This window comes from Caulobacter sp. SRI_008 (genome assembly GCF_057586355.1).
Genome location: NZ_JBYCZS010000006.1, coordinates 25,169 through 41,463 on the forward strand (window position 1 = coordinate 25,169; position 16,295 = coordinate 41,463).

At 70.4% G+C, this 16,295-nt stretch carries 21 protein-coding genes; 8 read left to right on the forward strand and 13 right to left on the reverse strand.

What is annotated here, in order from left to right:
• Positions 1-116: 116 nt before the first annotated feature.
• The 3 genes from chpT (at position 117) to AC2YHT_RS07060 (ending at position 2,071) form a co-directional block, all read left to right on the forward strand.
• On the forward strand, positions 117-800 hold the full coding sequence (gene chpT / locus AC2YHT_RS07050; RefSeq protein WP_487288864.1) for a histidine phosphotransferase ChpT: 684 nt from the start codon (positions 117-119) through the stop codon (positions 798-800).
• 66 nt (positions 801-866) lie between these two features.
• Positions 867-1,244 carry a response regulator gene (locus tag AC2YHT_RS07055; protein ID WP_487288865.1) on the forward strand — a complete coding sequence of 126 codons (378 nt, stop codon included), beginning with the start codon at positions 867-869 and terminating at the stop codon, positions 1,242-1,244.
• Positions 1,241-2,071: a CheR family methyltransferase gene (locus tag AC2YHT_RS07060; protein ID WP_487288866.1), complete on the forward strand. Its 831-nt coding sequence runs from the start codon at positions 1,241-1,243 to the stop codon at positions 2,069-2,071. Before AC2YHT_RS07055 ends, AC2YHT_RS07060 begins: the two co-directional genes overlap by 4 nt.
• Before the next feature lie 14 nt (positions 2,072-2,085).
• On the opposite strand, the gene AC2YHT_RS07065 is transcribed toward AC2YHT_RS07060, so the two are convergent.
• The 5 genes from AC2YHT_RS07065 to nepR all read right to left on the reverse strand — a co-directional run bounded on the left by AC2YHT_RS07065 (position 2,086) and on the right by nepR (position 6,116).
• Entirely contained in the window at positions 2,086-3,153 is a 1,068-nt protein-coding gene (locus AC2YHT_RS07065; protein ID WP_487288868.1) for a hypothetical protein, read from the reverse strand.
• 248 nt (positions 3,154-3,401) lie between these two features.
• Positions 3,402-3,539, reverse strand: coding sequence for an entericidin A/B family lipoprotein (locus AC2YHT_RS07070; protein WP_110120447.1), 138 nt, complete (start codon positions 3,537-3,539; stop codon positions 3,402-3,404).
• A gap of 71 nt (positions 3,540-3,610) precedes the next feature.
• Positions 3,611-5,326 carry a sensor histidine kinase PhyK gene (gene phyK / locus AC2YHT_RS07075; protein ID WP_487288869.1) on the reverse strand — a complete coding sequence of 572 codons (1,716 nt, stop codon included), beginning with the start codon at positions 5,324-5,326 and terminating at the stop codon, positions 3,611-3,613.
• Positions 5,323-5,928 (reverse strand): sigma-70 family RNA polymerase sigma factor, encoded by a 606-nt coding sequence (locus AC2YHT_RS07080; protein WP_110118973.1) that lies wholly within the window; start codon positions 5,926-5,928, stop codon positions 5,323-5,325. The genes phyK and AC2YHT_RS07080 overlap by 4 nt, the downstream gene beginning before the upstream one ends.
• Positions 5,929-5,930: 2 nt before the next feature.
• Positions 5,931-6,116, reverse strand: coding sequence for an anti-sigma T factor NepR (gene nepR / locus AC2YHT_RS07085; RefSeq protein WP_110118974.1), 186 nt, complete (start codon positions 6,114-6,116; stop codon positions 5,931-5,933).
• A gap of 231 nt (positions 6,117-6,347) precedes the next feature.
• On the opposite strand from nepR, the gene phyR reads away from it, so the two are divergent.
• Positions 6,348-7,139: an anti-anti sigma factor/receiver protein PhyR gene (gene phyR / locus AC2YHT_RS07090; protein WP_110118972.1), complete on the forward strand. Its 792-nt coding sequence runs from the start codon at positions 6,348-6,350 to the stop codon at positions 7,137-7,139.
• A gap of 75 nt (positions 7,140-7,214) precedes the next feature.
• On the opposite strand, the gene AC2YHT_RS07095 is transcribed toward phyR, so the two are convergent.
• The 4 genes from AC2YHT_RS07095 to AC2YHT_RS07110 form a co-directional block, all read right to left on the reverse strand.
• Positions 7,215-7,487: a hypothetical protein gene (locus tag AC2YHT_RS07095; RefSeq protein WP_110118971.1), complete on the reverse strand. Its 273-nt coding sequence runs from the start codon at positions 7,485-7,487 to the stop codon at positions 7,215-7,217.
• Positions 7,488-7,501: 14 nt separating this feature from the next.
• Complete coding sequence (locus AC2YHT_RS07100) at positions 7,502-7,708, reverse strand: hypothetical protein (RefSeq protein ID WP_487288871.1); 207 nt, start codon at positions 7,706-7,708, stop codon at positions 7,502-7,504.
• Positions 7,709-8,017: 309 nt separating this feature from the next.
• Positions 8,018-8,482 (reverse strand): OmpA family protein, encoded by a 465-nt coding sequence (locus AC2YHT_RS07105; protein WP_487288872.1) that lies wholly within the window; start codon positions 8,480-8,482, stop codon positions 8,018-8,020.
• Between the two features lie 96 nt (positions 8,483-8,578).
• Positions 8,579-8,920, reverse strand: a complete 342-nt coding sequence (locus AC2YHT_RS07110; RefSeq protein WP_110133347.1) for a YMGG-like glycine zipper-containing protein — start codon at positions 8,918-8,920, stop codon at positions 8,579-8,581.
• A 178-nt stretch (positions 8,921-9,098) separates the two neighbouring features.
• Between AC2YHT_RS07110 and AC2YHT_RS07115 the strand changes: the two genes are divergently transcribed.
• A complete protein-coding gene (locus AC2YHT_RS07115) occupies positions 9,099-9,956 on the forward strand; it encodes a diacylglycerol/lipid kinase family protein (RefSeq protein ID WP_487288873.1) in 858 nt (285 codons plus the stop codon).
• Entirely contained in the window at positions 9,953-10,780 is an 828-nt protein-coding gene (locus AC2YHT_RS07120; protein WP_487288875.1) for a metallophosphoesterase family protein, read from the forward strand. The genes AC2YHT_RS07115 and AC2YHT_RS07120 overlap by 4 nt, the downstream gene beginning before the upstream one ends.
• 60 nt (positions 10,781-10,840) lie before the next feature.
• Here the strand turns inward: AC2YHT_RS07120 and AC2YHT_RS07125 are convergent, their stop codons facing one another.
• The 3 genes from AC2YHT_RS07125 to AC2YHT_RS07135 form a co-directional block, all read right to left on the reverse strand.
• Positions 10,841-11,452, reverse strand: coding sequence for a superoxide dismutase (locus tag AC2YHT_RS07125; protein WP_487288876.1), 612 nt, complete (start codon positions 11,450-11,452; stop codon positions 10,841-10,843).
• Between the two features lie 88 nt (positions 11,453-11,540).
• A complete protein-coding gene (locus AC2YHT_RS07130) occupies positions 11,541-11,921 on the reverse strand; it encodes a hypothetical protein (protein ID WP_110118964.1) in 381 nt (126 codons plus the stop codon).
• A gap of 17 nt (positions 11,922-11,938) precedes the next feature.
• Positions 11,939-12,289, reverse strand: a complete 351-nt coding sequence (locus AC2YHT_RS07135) for a hypothetical protein (RefSeq protein ID WP_110118962.1) — start codon at positions 12,287-12,289, stop codon at positions 11,939-11,941.
• Positions 12,290-12,483: 194 nt separating this feature from the next.
• Between AC2YHT_RS07135 and AC2YHT_RS07140 the strand changes: the two genes are divergently transcribed.
• Complete coding sequence (locus tag AC2YHT_RS07140; protein ID WP_487288877.1) at positions 12,484-14,367, forward strand: HWE histidine kinase domain-containing protein; 1,884 nt, start codon at positions 12,484-12,486, stop codon at positions 14,365-14,367.
• Between the two features lie 11 nt (positions 14,368-14,378).
• Here the strand turns inward: AC2YHT_RS07140 and AC2YHT_RS07145 are convergent, their stop codons facing one another.
• The gene (locus tag AC2YHT_RS07145; RefSeq protein WP_487288878.1) at positions 14,379-15,233 is read right to left on the reverse strand and encodes an acyl-CoA thioesterase; all 855 of its coding nucleotides are present in this window, start codon (positions 15,231-15,233) and stop codon (positions 14,379-14,381) included.
• A 92-nt stretch (positions 15,234-15,325) separates the two neighbouring features.
• Between AC2YHT_RS07145 and AC2YHT_RS07150 the strand changes: the two genes are divergently transcribed.
• On the forward strand, positions 15,326-16,291 hold the full coding sequence (locus AC2YHT_RS07150) for a histone deacetylase family protein (protein WP_487289016.1): 966 nt from the start codon (positions 15,326-15,328) through the stop codon (positions 16,289-16,291).
• Positions 16,292-16,295: the final 4 nt, after the last annotated feature.

Genomic DNA, 16,295 nt, shown 5'->3' on the forward strand with positions numbered 1-16,295 from the left:
TAGAGGCTGGCGGCGCAAAGCGGGAGCGGTTTTAGGCGTCCAGACGCCCTAAAAGTCGTCGTTGCGGCCTGGCGGTCCCGTTTGCCAAAGTCCCAAATCACGCCAAAGATCGCCCCATGACCGACACCGAAGCCACCGCCTCGCCCGCGCCCGCCGCCACGCTTGACGTCAACGGCCCGGATTTCGCCGCCCTGGTGGCCGCGCGCCTGTGTCATGACTTCATCAGCCCGGCCAGCGCCATCGTCTCGGGCCTGGACCTGCTGGAGGACCCCAGCGCCCAGGACATGCGCGACGACGCCATGAGCCTGATCACCAGCTCGGCCCGCAAGCTGGCCGACCTGCTGCAGTTCACTCGCGTGGCCTTCGGCGCCTCGGCCTCGGCCGAGAGCTTCGACTCCCGCGAACTGGAAAAGCTGGCCCAGCAGGGCGTCTTCGCCCACGTGCGCCCCAACCTGACCTGGGACATAGCGCCGCAGTCGCTGAACAAGGCCGCCTCGCGCGCCCTGCTCAACATCGCCCAGATCGCCGCCAGCGCCCTGCCGGCCGGCGGCGTGGCGACGCTGCGCGCCGTCGTCGCCGACGGCCGCACCGCGATCACCGCCGACGCCGTCGGCCCCCGCGCCCGCCTGCGCCCCGAGGTGCTGGCCGGCCTGAAGGGCGAGCCGCTGGGCGAAGGCCTGGGCGGTCCCTGGGTGCAGGCGGCCTATCTCTACGCGGTGGTCCGCGCCGCCGGCGGCCAGCTCGGCGTCGAGATCGCCGAGGAGCGCGTCAGCATCGCCGCCTGGACCCCCGCCGACTGAACCGTACGTTTTTCGGCGCCGTCACCGCTCCTTAACCCGGACCACGTCATCCTGCTCCTCTACGATTTGGAGCGTGCCGTGAAGACCTGCCTCGTCGTCGACGACAGCCGGGTGATCCGCAAGGTCGCCCGCCGTGCGTTGGAAGACATCGGCTTCGACATCGCCGAGGCCGCCGACGGCATGGAGGCGTTGGCCTGGTGTCGCGCGGCCATGCCCGACGCTGTCCTGCTCGACTGGAACATGCCGGTGATGAACGGCCTGGAGTTCCTGCAGCGCCTGCGCGAGGAGCCGGGCGGCGACGCGCCGGTGGTGGTGTTCTGCACCGTCGAGAACAAGGTCGAGAACATCCGCCTGGCCCTCGATCACGGCGCCGACGAATACATCATGAAACCCTTCGACGGCGAGATCATCGCCGCCAAGTTCGCCGAGGCGGGCCTGCTATGACCCCCGAGGACATGGACCTGTTGGCGGCCCTGGGCCGCACCCGCGCCGGCCTGAAGGTCGAGACCGACAAGCACTACGTGGTCGAAAGCCGCCTGGCGCCGCTGGCGCGCCGTGAAGGCTATCCCTCGATCGAGGCCCTGGTGGCGGCCCTGCGCGCCAAGCGCGAGGAGCGGCTGATCTGGGCGGTGGTCGAGGCCCTGACCGTCAACGACACCGCCTTCTTCCGCGACCGCGCCACCTTCGCCTTCCTGCGCGACACGGCGCTGCCGGAACTGTCGCGCCGTCGAAAGGACGGTTCGGTGCGGATCTGGAGCGCGGCCTGCTCGACCGGCCAGGAGATCTATTCCCTGGCCATCGCCGCCGACGAGGCGCGCAATCTTGAACAGGGCGTGCGTTTCGAATTCTTCGCCTCGGACCTGTCCGAGCGTTGCCTGGAGAAGGCCCAGAGCGGGCTCTACACCCAGTTCGAGGTGCAGCGCGGCCTGCCGATCCGGCTGCTGATCAAGCATTTCGAGAACCACGACGAGACCTGGGCGATCTCGCCCCGCATCCGCCAGGCCGTGCGCTGGCGGCGCATCAACCTGATGTCGGACCTGTCGGGCATGGGCGCCTTCGATCTGGTCATGCTGCGCAACGTGCTGCCGGGCCTGGACCCGTCGGTGCGCGGCCGCCTGATCGAGAACCTCGCCGCGCGCCTCACCGAGGACGGGCTGCTGGTGCTGGGCGAGGCCGAGAGCCTGGCCGGCGTGACCGAGGCCCTGCATCCGGTGGCCGGCCGTCCGGGCGTGTTCGCCCGCGATCCGGCCTATCGCGCCGTCGCGGCCTGATTTTCAGCTGAACCTCAGCCTAGGCGGGGCGCCGGCCGCGTGACCGCCTGGGCCATGCCGTCGCGTTGACCGCGCAGCCACGACACCAGCGTCCGCCACGCCGACGGCGGCGGTTCCGGCGCGTCGACCATGGCGCGCGCCAGCTTGCCGAACAGCAGGGCCGTGGCCCCGGGCGCGGCCAGGGCGCCGCGGGTGTCCAGGCGCTCGACCACCCGCCGCGACATCTGCCGGTAGCGCACGGGCGGGGCGGTTTCGCGCGGCTCGGGCGTGCGGCAGTCCGAGAAGTCGAGCGACAGGCCGCAGCCCGCCTCGATCGCCTGCGAGACGGCGGCCCGGTAGTCGGCGTCGCGGCCCAGGCGGTCGACGTCGATGACGAGGTCGGCTTCGGGCAGCGCTTGCAGGTAGGACAGGATGTAGATCGACAGGAAGGCGGCGAACGACACCTTGGCCGGCGCGCGCTTCAGCCGCCGCCGCACCGCCGCCAGCCGTCCGGCGAAGCCGTGGCCGCGGGAATCCGGCACCTTCAGATCGCCGCGCAGGCTGTCGGCCTCGGCGAACTCCGCCATCAGCACGTACTGGCAGATCTCGAAATAGGTCGGCCGGGGGCGCTTGCGCAGGGAGTAGAACGACAGCCACTGCTGCAGCGGGTCGCGGATCAGCACGATATGGAAGCCGCCGAACCGGCGCCGCAGCCACTCGATCTTGCCCAGGGTGCGGCAGCAGGCCAGCACGGGCACCTCGCCCTGGGCCTGGGCGTGATCGACGAGGCCGGCGACATAGGCCTGCTGCTCGGGATCGTCCTGCTCGGGAGCCAGGCGATAGCCGTCGAGGGCGAAGCGCTCGTGATAGCCGGCCACGCCGCCGTGCGGGGTGATCAGGTCCGAGAACTCCGCGAGATAGGGACGGTCGCCGCCCGGATGGCGCAGCCGCGTGTGCTCGGGCGTCTCGCGGGCGATGATCTCGTGGGTCATCGTCTCGAGATGTTCGTGCCAGGGCTCGTAATAGGCCCGCACGCCGGCCAGGGCGCGGAACCGGCTCCAGATGTAGGTGCTCGAGCAGCGCCAGCCGCTGTGCACGAACACGGGGGGAAGGGCTGAATCGAGGGAAGCGACCGGAACCGACATGCCAACAGCGTGGCTTGCGGACTTGGCCTGGTTATCTCCCCGAAGACAGAAAATCCGGGCCTTTTGTGTCGGTATTGCAAAGTTTGATGCGTGGGCGAGCGCCGCGCCCGTTTCTGGACGTCGTCTGCGTAACGTGGCGATCCGAATGGAAAGGGGCCCGCCTCAGGGTTGAGACGGGCCCCTCGCATCCAGTCGAGGCGACGGGATCAGTTCTTGGCGTCGCGGGCGGTGTCGGTGACGGCCTTGCCGGCCGACGAGACGTCCTTGCCGGCGCCTTCGACGGTGTTGCAGGCGGCGACGGTCAGGCTGGCCGCCAGGGCGGCGAAAATGATCAGCTTGCGCATGGGGGAGGTTCTCCGCTTTTCGCCCTCGTGGGCGGATGATGGATCGCCCAGAGCAAACGTGGCCGCGCGGTCTAGGTTCCGGCCTGATGCTGGGGCGCCGGCAGGGCCTGGGGCGTGGGGAACACAAGCCGCACAAGGAGTCCGCCCATCGGGCTGACGTCGAACTTCACCGTGCCGCGCAGCTGGCGGGCGAAGGCGGTCATAAGGGTGCGGCCCACCCCCTCGCCGGGACCGGACGGGGCGCCGGGGCCGTCGTCGCCGATGGCCAGCTCGGCTTCCTCGCCGCGCACGAAGAAGTCCACCGTCAGCGAGCCGCCGCGTTCGGCCAGGGCGTGCTTCTGGGCGTTGGTGATGGCCTCGACCGCGAACAGGGCCAGCGGCGCCAGGCGGTCGGGGTCGATGACCAGCGGGTCGGCGTGGACCTCGGTGCGCACCGCGCCGGGGCCGTTGATGTCGCCGGCCAGCAGCAGGGCGGTCAGCTCCTCCAGGAACGGCCGCAGGTCGACCCGCTTGAGGTCCGGGCCCTGGTAGAGAGCGCGATAGATCTGGGCCAGGGCGGTGATGCGCTGGCGGGTGTCGTTCATCGCCGTGCGCGCCGCCGGGTCGGTCAGCGCCCGCTGCTGCATGTTGAGCAGCGAGGTGATGATCTGCAGGTTGTTCTTCACGCGGTGGTGGATCTCGCGCATCAGCGAGTCCTTCTCCGCCAGGCTGTCGCGCAGCGAGGCGTCGCGCTGGACGATGCCGACGGCCATGTCGTCCAGCGTCTTGGCCAGCTCGCGGATCTCCGGCGGGGCCCGCTCGGAGGCCTGCACCGGGCGCACGGTGAAGCGGCCCTTGGCGTAGATCGCCGCCACCCGGCGCAGATAGACGATCCAGCGGATCACCTCGCGCTCGGTGGCCCAGAACACCGCCAGCAGGGCCAGGGCGAAGGCCAGCAGCGGCAGCAGCATGCTGGAGATCGGGTTCAGCGAGGCCCAGGAGACGATGCCGGGGGCGGGCGCCGACAGGATCACGAAGACGTCGTCCTCGACCAGCGAGGCGGCCGAGAACAGCCGCCGGCGGCCCTGGGCGTCCTTGCCCGACCACAGCACCGTGCGGCCCTGGTCGATCTCGTCGCGCAGGCCCGGGCGTGGCTCGCCAAAGGCGCCGGGGGTGGTCGCCGAGAACACCTGGCCGCGCGAGTCCGCCAGGCCGATCTCGGCGCCGTCGGGCAGGAAGCGGTTGGCGGTCTCGGGCTTGAGGCTGGACAGGGTCAGCACCGCGGCCATGGCCCCGTCGAACACGCCGGACGAGTCCTCGGCGCGGACGGCGGTCAGCACCGAAGGCTCGCCCGAATAGATCGCGCCCGGCGTCGGGGCGACGGCCAGGTGGGCGCCGGCGGCCAGGTCGAGGAACCACGGGCGATGGGCGCGCTCGGGGTCGCGCGGCGTGGTGCCCGCCGCGCAGGCCACGCGGCCATAGGCGTCGAAGCGGATCAGGTTGGCGTAGCCGGGCAGGCGGGCCTTCACCGCGTCGAGCCGGCGCGCACACTCCAGGCCCACCGAGCCGGGACCCAGGGTCTGGAGCAGCACGCCGGCCGCCTCGATGCGGGCGCGGGCGATGGCGGCGCTGCGGCCGGCGGCGAGCTCGAGGCTCTGCCGCCGGGCGTCGCCCTCGTGCTTGAACACGAGGGCCGACTGCAGCGCGCCAATCAGCAGCACCGGCAGCAGCGCCAGCGTCAGGGTCAGCAGCAGGCGGACCCGGATGGTGCCGACGACCTCCGCCGCGCGGCCATACACGCGCTTCACCGCTGGGTGCTCAAACGCTCCGCATCGGCCAGGATGGCGTGCATCGCGTCGCCGGCGGCGGCGCCGTCACGCTCATAGCCGCCCGACTCGAGGATGGCCTGCAGGGCCCGGCGGGCCCGGCTGACCCGGCTCTTCACCGTGCCGACCGCGCATCCGCAGATGTCGGCCGCTTCCTCGTAGGCGAAGCCGCCGGCCCCGACCAGGATCAGGGCTTCGCGCTGTTCCGGCGGCAGCATGGCCAGGCTCATGCGCAGCTCGTCCAGCGCCACCGGCGCTTCCGGATCATCGACCGCCACCAGGGTCCGCTCGGCGGCCTCCTGGTCGAGCTGGCTCTGACGCCAGGAGCGACGCTTCTCCGAATAGAACTGGTTGCGCAGGATCATGAAGGTCCAGGCCTTCATGTTGGTGCCCAGCTGGAAGCTGGCCCGGGCGTCCCAGGCCTTCATCATGGCGTCCTGCGCCAGGTCGTCCGCGGCCGTCGGATCACCGGTGAGGGTGCGCGCGAAGGCCCGCAGGTGCGGAATGAGGGTGACGAGCTCTTTCTTGAAGGTCTCGTCACGGACCGGATCGATGGGCGACCGGCCGACTTGCGCTTCGCTCATGCTCAACGCTCTCCCGAAGGCTTTTCAGCCTTGCGCAGAATGTCGAGGAATTCGTCCGGGATGGGCTCGTTGACCACCTCGTCGAACATCTGGCGAAGCTTGACGCCGATGGCCTGCTGACGAAGCCGCGCCTCGTCGAGAGAGGCGGATCCCTTGCGTTGATCTTCCATGGGTACGTGTTCGATCATGTCCTCGACGCCGGTTGTGCGCAGCGTCCGCCCCCTGCGGCCGAATTTATAAATGCTGGAGGTCAACGCCAGATTCCGCATCGGGTTCCATAAGCTTGAGCGTAGAGTGCCAAAAATCGAGTTGCTGCGGAACCGTCGTCGCGCAGGGCACGTTATGCTCCCGATCGAACGGCATAGCTTTGCCGTGATGGACGACCTTTTTTGTTTCGAAGACACTCTACGGGAGGGGTCATGAGTCTTCTTGCCCGACTGGCGCCGCACCTGCCCTACGTTCGCCGTTACGCCCGCGCGCTGACCGGGGATCAGACCACCGGTGATCACTATGTCCGCGTCGCGCTGGAGGCCTTGGCCGCCGGCGAACGCTCGCTCGACGCGGCGCTGTCGCCGCGCGTGGCGCTCTATCGCGTCTTCCACGCCATCTGGCTGTCCTCGGGCGCCCAGCTGGAAGCGCGTCGCGACGACCTCTCCGACGACGCCTCGCAGCGCCTGCTGCGCATCGCCCCGCGGTCGCGCCAGGCGTTCCTGCTGACGGCCCTGGAAGGCTTCACGCCGACCGAGGCCGCCCAGATCCTCGACTGCGACTTCGGCGAGGTCGAGCGGCTGATCGCCGACGCCCAGAGCGAGATCGACGCCGAACTGGCCACCGAGGTGCTGATCATCGAGGACGAGCCCGTCATCGCCGCCGACATCGAGGCGCTGGTGCGCGAGCTGGGTCACGACGTGATCGACATCGCCGCCACTCGCGGCGAAGCGGTCGACGCCGTCGCCCGCAAGACCCCGGGCCTCGTTCTGGCCGACATCCAGCTGGCCGACGGCTCGTCGGGCATCGACGCGGTGAAGGACATCCTGGCTCGTCTCGACGTGCCGGTGATCTTCATCACGGCCTTCCCCGAGCGCCTGCTGACCGGCGAGCGTCCGGAGCCGACCTTCCTGATCACCAAGCCGTTCCAGCCGGAAACGGTGAAGGCCGCCATCGGCCAGGCGCTGTTCTTCCATCCGCGCCGGACCCGCCAAGCGGCCTGACACGCGAAGCTGAAAAAGACGAAGGCCCCGGCGAGCGATCGCCGGGGCCTTTTCTTTGTCGAGAGCGCGAAGGGCTCAGTGGGCGGGCGCGGTCTTCTCGCCCGGGGTCTGCTTGGGCGCGGTCTGGACGGTCGTGCCCTGGGCGGCCTCGGCCGGGGTGTCGGCGCCGGTGTTGTGCTGGACCGAGGCCAGATCGCCCGAGCGCATGCCCCAGGCGCCGAACAGGGCGATGGCCGCCAAGACGGTCGAGATCACCAGCACCCAGAAGATGTGGCGGCCCCAGCGACCCTGGCGGGCGCGCGTGGCCTTCAGGGTGGGGCTGTGTTCGGTATTGATGTCGGTCGCCATGGGGACCTCCTGACTTAATTCGCGACGGTCCAGGCCGCGCCTTTCGAGGCGGCGTGGTCGGCGTCGAGCCAGGCGGTGGCGAAATGCTGGACGGTGCCGACCGCCAGCGCCATGCCCAGCACCGTCGCCAGGGCGAGCAGCCGCGAACTCCGGGCCTGCTTGCGTCGACGCTGGGTTTCGAAGACCAGTCCGCCATGCGCGGCTTGATAGGCGCGGATCATCACGTCGCTCCCCATTCGCCCGCGATGTCGCGGGTCGAAGAAACAACGTTCCGCGCACGGCCATGTTCCAGCCGAGGCGATCGTCGATGGGGCGGAATATCCGCTCGCCGAGGAGGCGAAAAATATTTCGGATTGTTGGGAACGCCGCCTGGGGGAGGTCGTTTACTCTTTGCGGAGGCGGCGACGCCCCCCCGACTTGAGGCTGGTGAAAGCCAGCCTGTCGCCTCCGCACCCCCCTTTTCTGTCATGCCTCAGGCGGACCGGACCACCGGCCCGCCTTTCTTCATGCGCGGTGCGATGGACCTGGCGTCAGCGCTTGGGCGGCGCCTCGAGATCGATGCGCACGTCGGCGCGGCGGCGCAGGGGCCGGGCCTCGCCGTCCCGGGTGATCGCGCCCGCGTCGCCGGCCGCCGAGACCTCGAACGACACCTGGCGGAAGCCGACCTTGGCCAGGGCGGCGGTGACCTCGCTGGCGCGGCGTTGCGACAGGGCCAGATTGGCGTCGGGCGCGCCGACCGCGTCGGCCAGGCCCACGACGTGGACGTTCTTGGCCGTGCAGCCCTTGGCCAGGTCGGCCGCGCCGCGCAGCACCTGCCGGGCCTCGCGGGTGATCGCCGCGGAATCGCGGTCGAAATAGATCGACACCGAGAAGTCGTCACAGGCGGCCGGCAAGGCCTCGATCTGCGATCGCGACTTGGGCCAGGGCCCGGTGGCGCACCCCGTCATCGTTGCTCCGATCGCCGCAGCCGCGATCCAGACGCCAGCCTTGTTCATGCGTAGCCCCTCTTCGTGAAACCCGCCGATCGCGAACATGCCAAAGGCGGCCGACGCGCGTCGACCGCCTTCGAAACCCTGTTGGACGACGCCGCCTCAGCGGGGGCTGCCGTCTTCCCAGAAATAACGACCGCTGCGCGAGTCGTAGTAGTAATACCGTCCGGCGCGCTCGTCATAGTACTGGCGACGATTGACGTTGGTGGCGCCGCAGCCGCCGTCTTCGCGACAGCCCTTCACGGCGCCCGCGGTGCCGCCGATGGCCGCGCCGATGGCCGCGCCCGTGCCTGCGTCGCCCGCGCCGACATTGTTGCCGATCACGGCGCCGGCGAGGGCGCCGAGTGCCGCGCCGCCGGCGGCGTTGCGTTCGGTGTTGCCGGTGGCGGTGCAGGCGCTGGCGAGCAGGCCGACGCCGACCAAGGCGATCATTGTGGTTTTCATCGTGGCTCTCCGTTCGAGCGTGTCCCGGCCAGTCAAACGGAGCACCACCACCGGAAGTTCCGGCGAGCCGCTCGACGGTCGCCTTGAGAACTCCGGGGGAACTCCGGGGGAACCCTGGCCAAGCGCCGCCGTTAGCTCCGGACGGCGGCCGTTCGGGACCGCGCCGTCGGGAGCCTCCATGCGCGTCGAACTGGTCGCCAACAGCGCCTCGGGATCGGTTGGACGGGACGGACCCGCCCAGGCTGAGGCCATCCTGGCCGAGCACGGCGTCGACGCCAGGGTCCATGCGCCGGCCGGCGGCGAGCTTGAGCCGTGCCTGAGCGAAGCCCTGGCCCGCAAGCCCGACGTGCTGTTCGTGCTGGCCGGCGACGGCACCGCCCGGGCGGCGGCCGAGATGGCCGGTCCCGACGGGCCGCTGGTCGCGCCCCTGCCCGGCGGCACCATGAACATGCTGCCCCGCGCCCTCTATGGCGAGCGCGCCTGGCCCCAGGCCCTGAAGGCCTGCCTGACCCATGGCGAGGAGCGGATGATCTCCGGCGGCGAGGTGGCTGGCCGCCTGTTCTTCGTCGCCGCCATCCTGGGCAGCCCCGCGTTGTGGGCCGAGGCGCGGGAGGCCGCGCGCCAGGGTCGGGCGGACCTTGCGATCATGCGCGCCCAGCGGGCCCTGCGCCGGGCCTTCTCCGGCCGCCTGCGCTACGTGCTGGACGGCCGGCCCAAGGAGAAGGCCGAGGCCCTGACCCTGATGTGCCCGCTGGTCTCCAGCGGCATGGACGCCGACGAGCGGGCCCTGGAGGCCGCCGCCCTCGATCCGACCAACGCCCTCGACATCTTCCGCCTGGGCGTGAAGACGGTGACCGGCGATTGGCGCAACGACCCGGCGGTCAGCGTCCAGCGCTGCCGGATCGGCCGGGCCTGGGCCGGCGGGCGGATCCCCGCCATCCTCGACGGCGAGCCGGTGCGGCTGGACGATCACGTCTCGATCCGCTTCCGCCCCAAGGCTTTCCGCGCCCTGGCCCTGAAGGACGACGCCCCGTGACAGGGCCGGTTTCACCCATCTTCAAGATGGTCCAGGTCTCCGACGTCCACTTCGGCGGCGAGCACCCGCAGGCGGTCGAGGCGGCGGTCGAGTGCATCCATGCGGCCAGGCCCGACCTGGTGATCGGCGCCGGCGACCTGACCAAGGACGGCGCCCAGGTCGAGTTCGACGCCGCCTGCGCCTGGTTCGCGCGCCTGCCCCAGCCGCAGCTGCTGGCCCCGGGTAATCACGACACCCCGTTCAAGGGGCCGGTCGAGATCCTGGAGCGGCTGGCGACGCCCTGGCGGCGCTACGAGGCGCGGTTCGGCGACGCAGATGGTCTTTCCTTCCGCGACGAGCGGGCGGCGGTGTTCACGCTCAATTCGGCGCGCGGCGCCCAGATCCGCTGGAACTGGTCGAAGGGGGCGGTGTCGCGCTCCCAGACCAGGGCGGTGACCCGTCGCCTGCAGGCCGAGCCGCCTGGCCGCCTGAAGGTGGTGGTCTGCCACCACCCGCTGATCGAGATGATGGGCGGGCCGATGACCGCCAAGGTGCGCGGCGGCGAGGCCGCGGCCCAGGCCTTCGCCGACGCCGGGGCGGATCTCGTTTTGACCGGGCATATCCACGCCCCGTTCGTGCACGCCTATCCCTATGCCGGCGGCTGCACCCAGGCAGTGGGCTCGGGCACGCTGTCGGTGCGCGAGCGCGGCGTGCCGCCCAGCTTCAACATCATCGAGGCCGACGCGACCGAGATGCGGATCACCGCCATGGCCTTCGAGCGCACCGGCTTCGTGGTCTGGCGCACCTGGGCGGTGAACCGTCGGCCCAACTGCAAAGCCCCCTGAACGCAAGAAGGGCGGGACCTTGCGATCCCGCCCTTCTCAAGGTCGGCCCTAAGTTGCGGCTTAGACCGGGTACTTCCAGGCTTCGCCCTGGCCCTGGGCCGCGGCGTACTGGGCGTCGGCGAACGCCCAGTTGGGCAGGGCGTCGAACCAGGCTTCCAGGAAGCCCTTACGGTTGTTCTGGTGGTCGAGGTAGTAGGCGTGCTCCCACACGTCGCAGACCAGCAGCGGGGTGACGCCCGGCTTGGTCATGGCGCCGTCGGCGTCGTGGGTCGAGATCAGCGACAGCTTGGCGCCTTCGGCGACCAGCCAGGCCCAGCCCGAACCGAAGTGGCCGACGCCCTCGGCGACGAACTTTTCCTTCAGGCCGGCCAGGCCGCCGAAGGTCTCGTCGATGGCCTTGGCCAGGGCTTCGCCCGGACCCTGGGTGTCGGCGCTCATGCAGTCCCAAAAGAAGGCGTGGTTCCAGGCCTGGGCGGCGTTGTTGAACACCTTGCCCGGGCCGGCGTCGGCGATGACGGCTTCCAGCGAGCGGGTGTCGCCTTCCGGCAGCAGGCCGTTCAGGGCGTTGACGTACGCCGCATGGTGCTTGTCGTGGTGGAAGTGCAGCGTGTTGGCCGAGATGGTCGGCTGAAGCGCCTCGTAGGCGTAGGGCAGGTCGGGCAGCTTGAACATGGTTGCTCCATGGCGAAACGCCCCCGGGAAATGGGCCGGGGGCGGTTGAAAGCTAGACGGCGGCGCGGAAAAAACTTCAGCGGAAGTTTCAGCGCCGGGGCGGTGGTTGTCTCGAAGCCATGAAGGCCTGGGCGACGGCCGCCGTGAAGGTCGGGTTCCTGAGCGCGAAGACTCCGGCCGCCAGGGCCGCGCCGATCGACAGGATCGGACGGTCCTTGACGATGTCGACGATGCGTTCGGCGAAGCCGTTCACTTCCGGCGTCGGGGTGTGGCGTACGCGCTTGGCCTCGGCCCGGTTGGCGGCGATCAGGCCGGCCACGGCGACGATGAAGGCCGTCACCGCGGCGACCACGGCGGCCGCGCCGGCGGGCGTCAGGAACGGGGCCAGCACCGCGAACAGCGCGAAGGCGGCGGCGAACACGCTCACGGCAGCGGCCGCGGCGATCGCCGCGGCCGCTGCCAGCGTCATCAGGGTCTTTTCGAAGATCACTTGTTGTGGCTGCGGCCGCCCGCGAGCAGGAGGCCCAGGAGAACGCCGACGCCGAGACCGGCGAGGGTGGCGGTGATCGGACGCTCGCGCACGCGCTCGGAGACGTATTTCTGGGCGTCTTCCAGCTGGGCGCCGGCGGTGTCGGTGTAGGTGCGGCTCTGGGCGCGCAGGGTGTCGAAGCCTTCGAGGAGGTTCTTCTCGAGGCGCTTGGCGGCGTCGGCGAAGCTGGCCTTCGCGGCCGAGGCGGCTTCGGCGAAGCTGCGTTCGGCGTGCTCGGCGGCCACGCCGGCGGCGGCCTGCGCCTTGTCGGCTTCTTTGAGAGCAGGATTCAAGGCGTTCGCGGGCATGATCTCGTCTCCGGTTCGCGGCAGGCTGTACGGGAATGCAGCATCAAGCTGCGCCCCGTCAACGCGGAGCCCGTGCGGCCAGTTCCCATCTTAGCGTCACCGCGAAAGCTTCACCACAGAAGATCGCGTGTGAACGCCCCAATCCGGGGTGATCGCCGCTCGCGCGTGACGGGAAGGCGGTCTATGTTCGAATCATGGCGGACGCGGATGCAGAACGAGCATCGGATCAGGAGGCCCGTAGACTGCGGGCGGCGACGGCTCTGGCCGAAGCGTGGAAGGATGCCGACGACCCGCGTCTCTCGCGTCTGACCCGGCTGGCGGCGCGGCTGTTCGAAGCCCCGCGCGCGGCCCTGCTGCTGATCGAGGTCGACCACATCCGCCTGGCTGGACGGGTCGGCCACGCCAATCCGACGATTTCCCGACAGACGCCGCTGGCCGATATCGTGCTGCGCTGCAGCCGCTCGTCGCAGCACGCGAACCTCGCCCATGCGGGCTTCCTGGCCTGCGCGCCGCTGCGTGATCCGCGCGGTTTCGTCGTGGGCGTGCTGGCGGTCGAGGACGACGCGCCGCGTGGCGAGGCTGCGCCCGAGCTTCTGGAATCCCTCTCCGAACTGGCCGACCTGGCGGTCGAGGAGCTGATCCGCGGCGCCGACCAGGCGCGGGCCGAGGCCGAGCGCCTGCTCGACGGCGAACGCCTGGCGCTGGCCCTGACGGCCGCGCGCCTGGGCGAGTTCGAGTGGAACATCAAGACCGACCACCTGCGCATCAGCGAGCGGATGGCGCGGATCAGCGGGGTGCCCGCCGGTGAAATGCCGGCCGAAGAGGGCAAGGCCATCTGGCCCTATGTCCATCCCGAAGACCGCGAGATGACCCGCGACGACCTGCGGGCGCAGCTGCACGAAGGTGGCCGCTACGAGGTGGAGTATCGCCGCGCCGCCAGTCCCGACGGCCGCGAACGCTGGAGCCGCGGCTGCGGCGTCATGGTGCTCGACGGCGAGGGCAAGCCTGATTTGCTGATCGGCGTGGTGCAGGACATCACCGACCAGCGCGAGGCCGACGAGCGGCGCGACAACCTGGTGGCCGAGCTTGACCACCGCATCAAGAACCTGCTGGCGGTGGTGCAGTCGGTGGCCGCCCAGTCAGCCCGCAAGAGCTCGTCGCTGGACGCCTTCCTCAAGACCTTCGCCGCGCGGCTGAAGTCGATGAGCTCGGCCCACGACCTGATCAGCGCCGCCCGCTGGCGCGGGGCCACCCTGGGCCGGATCGCCGCCGCTGAACTGGGCGGCCTGGCCCCCAACCAGACCCGCTGGGACGGGCCGGAACTGTTCCTGACGCCGCGCGCGGCCGCCGCCCTGTCGCTGGCCCTGCACGAACTGGCGGTCAACGCGGTGAAGTACGGCTCGCTGTCGACCGAGAGCGGCCGGGTCGAGATCGTCTGGCGCCGATCGCCCGACGGCGGCTTTAGCCTGGAATGGCTCGAGACCGGCGGCCCCCCGACCAGCCCGCCCACCACGCGCGGCTTCGGCGCCACCCTGGTCGAGGACGTGGTCGGCCGCGAGCTGGGCGGCGAGGCCAAGATCGACTACCGCCGCAGCGGCGTGTCGGCGATGATCCACGCCGCGCCGGCCGCCCTGGCCGACGGTCCCGAGCCGGAACCGGTCGAGGCCGAGCCCGAACGCATCGTCGAGACCATCGGCGGCGGCGACGAGAACTTCCGCGCCGGGGCCATCGCCGGCCTGAAGGTGCTGATCGTCGAGGACTCGCTGCTGCTGGCCATGGAGCTGGAGGCGGGGCTGGAGGACAGCGGCGTCGAGGTGGTCGGCTGCGCTGCCGAACTGGGCGAGGCCCTGGCGATGCTCGAGCAGGAGTTCGATGCGGCCGTGCTCGACGCCGACCTCAACGGCCAGTCGGTCGCCCCGGTGGCCGAGGTGCTGCGCAGGGAAGGCCGGCCGTTCGTGTTCGCCACGGGCTATGCCGACAAGGCCGCCCCGATGGGCTTCGACGCCCCGATCGTGCGCAAGCCCTACAACGTCCACCAGATCGCCCGGGCCCTGGCTTCGGTGACCGGGCGGGGGTAGGCGCTAAGCGCCTACTTCCGGATCCGCATCAGGCATTCCTGCGCCACCGACGCCACCAGCTTGCCGTCGCGGCTGAACATCTGGCCGCGCACCAGGCCGCGGCCCTGCGAGGCGCTCGGGCTGTCCTGGGCGAACAGGGTCCAGTCGTTGAAGTCGAAGGGGTGGTGGAACCACATGGCGTGGTCGAGGCTGGCGGCCTGCAGGCCCGGCGTCGTCCAGACCAGGCCGTGCGGGCGCAGGGCGCTTTCCATGAAGGCCATGTCGGACGCATAGGCCAGAGCGGCCTGCTGCATGCGGATATCCTCGCCCAGCGGGGCGACGGCGCGCATCCAGACCTGCTTTTCGCCCGACTTCTTCTCGGGCTTCACCGGGTTCTGCGGATCGATCCAGCGCAGGTCCACGGGGCGCGGGCGCTCCATGAAGGCCAGCATCTTGGGATGGATCTGGTCGCCCAGGCTGCGCAGATACTCGGCCTCTGTCGGCAGGGTCTCGGGCGCGGGCACGTCCGGGGCCTCGAACTGGTGCTCCAGTCCGACTTCCGGCGTCTGGAACGAGGCGGCCAGGTTGAAGATCTGCTCGCCGTGCTGGATGGCGGCCACCCGGCGGGTGGTGAAGGTGCCGCCGTCGCGGGCCCGCTCGACCTCGTAGAGCACCGGGGCGTTCACGTCGCCCGGGCGGATGAAATAGGCGTGCAGCGAGTGGCAGACGCGGTCGGGCACGGTCTTGTAGGCCGCGGTCAGGGCCTGGGCGATGACCAGGCCGCCGAAGATCCGCGGAAAGCCGTCATTGGGGCTGATCCCGCGGAACAGGTTCACCTCGATGGCTTCGAGGCTGAGGATTTCGGCGAGGTTCTCGGGCGTCTGCATGGTGCGCTGCGATAAGCTTCACGGACCGATAGGGCAAGGCTGCCCATAGCGTCAGCCTTGCGCCGCATGGTCGCGGCGCCCATGCTTTGCGTATGCCGCCTATCGTCCATCACCCCGCCTTCCGGGCCGAAATGCCGCCTGGGCACCGCTTCCCGATGGACAAGTTCTCGAAGCTGGCCAGCCTGCTGGAGGCCGAGGGCTTGCCGGGGCCGGAGGGTTTCCACAAGCCGGAGTTCGCGCCGCTCGAGGTCCTGCGCCTGGTGCATACGGACGACTATGTGCGTGGCGTGGTCGAGCTTTCCCTGCCGCCCGACATCGTGCGCCGCATCGGCATGCCCAACAGCGATAGCGTGGCGACCCGGGCCCGCGCCGCCACCGGCGGCACCATCCTGGCCGCGCGTCTGGCCCTTCAGCATGGGATCGCCTGCAACACCGCCGGTGGCAGCCATCACGCCGAGGCGGCTTCCGGCGCCGGGTTCTGCGTGTTCAACGACGTGGCGGTGGCCGCGCGGCTGCTGCAGGCCGAGGGGCGGGTGAGCCAGGTGCTGGTCGTCGATCTCGACGTCCACCAGGGCGACGGCACGGCGCGGATCTTCGAGGACGATCCCAGCGTCTTCACCTTCTCGATGCACGCCGAGAAGAACTTTCCCCACCGCAAGGCCGCCAGCGATCTCGACGTCGAGCTGCCCGACGGGACGGACGATACCGCCTATCTGGCCCGGCTCGACGCGATCCTGCCGGATCTGCTGGCGCGGGTGGCGCCCGACCTCGTCTTCTTCAACGCCGGGGTCGATCCGCATGCGGACGACAAGCTGGGCCGGTTGTCGCTGACCAACGCGGGCATCGCCGCCCGCGAGGCGCGGGTGCTGGGGGCCTGCCTTTCGCGCGAGATCCCGGTCGTGGGCGTGATCGGCGGCGGCTACGACCCCGACCTCGACCGCCTGGCCGACCGCCACGCCCTCCTGCACCGCACGGCCGCGGCCCTGGCCCCGAAAGGGACGACCGCAAAAGAAAAGGGGCGGCCCGTCGCCGAGCCGCCCCTCCCTTACGCGTACTGAACTG

Bases quoted from the DNA above. Each gene is read 5' to 3' on its own strand.
- phyR (WP_110118972.1), top strand. From the start codon at position 6,348: ATGAGTCTTCTTGCCCGACTGGCGCCGCACCTGCCCTACGTTCGCCGT.
- AC2YHT_RS07110 (WP_110133347.1), bottom strand. From the start codon at position 8,920: ATGAAAACCACAATGATCGCCTTGGTCGGCGTCGGCCTGCTCGCCAGC.
- AC2YHT_RS07070 (WP_110120447.1), bottom strand. From the start codon at position 3,539: ATGCGCAAGCTGATCATTTTCGCCGCCCTGGCGGCCAGCCTGACCGTC.
- AC2YHT_RS07095 (WP_110118971.1), bottom strand. From the start codon at position 7,487: ATGGCGACCGACATCAATACCGAACACAGCCCCACCCTGAAGGCCACG.
- AC2YHT_RS07080 (WP_110118973.1), bottom strand. From the start codon at position 5,928: ATGAGCGAAGCGCAAGTCGGCCGGTCGCCCATCGATCCGGTCCGTGAC.
- AC2YHT_RS07100 (WP_487288871.1), bottom strand. From the start codon at position 7,708: ATGATCCGCGCCTATCAAGCCGCGCATGGCGGACTGGTCTTCGAAACC.
- AC2YHT_RS07130 (WP_110118964.1), bottom strand. From the start codon at position 11,921: ATGACGCTGGCAGCGGCCGCGGCGATCGCCGCGGCCGCTGCCGTGAGC.
- AC2YHT_RS07150 (WP_487289016.1), top strand. From the start codon at position 15,326: ATGCCGCCTATCGTCCATCACCCCGCCTTCCGGGCCGAAATGCCGCCT.
- AC2YHT_RS07105 (WP_487288872.1), bottom strand. From the start codon at position 8,482: ATGAACAAGGCTGGCGTCTGGATCGCGGCTGCGGCGATCGGAGCAACG.
- nepR (WP_110118974.1), bottom strand. From the start codon at position 6,116: ATGATCGAACACGTACCCATGGAAGATCAACGCAAGGGATCCGCCTCT.
- AC2YHT_RS07115 (WP_487288873.1), top strand. From the start codon at position 9,099: ATGCGCGTCGAACTGGTCGCCAACAGCGCCTCGGGATCGGTTGGACGG.
- AC2YHT_RS07125 (WP_487288876.1), bottom strand. From the start codon at position 11,452: ATGTTCAAGCTGCCCGACCTGCCCTACGCCTACGAGGCGCTTCAGCCG.
- chpT (WP_487288864.1), top strand. From the start codon at position 117: ATGACCGACACCGAAGCCACCGCCTCGCCCGCGCCCGCCGCCACGCTT.
- AC2YHT_RS07060 (WP_487288866.1), top strand. From the start codon at position 1,241: ATGACCCCCGAGGACATGGACCTGTTGGCGGCCCTGGGCCGCACCCGC.
- AC2YHT_RS07140 (WP_487288877.1), top strand. From the start codon at position 12,484: ATGGCGGACGCGGATGCAGAACGAGCATCGGATCAGGAGGCCCGTAGA.
- AC2YHT_RS07135 (WP_110118962.1), bottom strand. From the start codon at position 12,289: ATGCCCGCGAACGCCTTGAATCCTGCTCTCAAAGAAGCCGACAAGGCG.
- AC2YHT_RS07145 (WP_487288878.1), bottom strand. From the start codon at position 15,233: ATGCAGACGCCCGAGAACCTCGCCGAAATCCTCAGCCTCGAAGCCATC.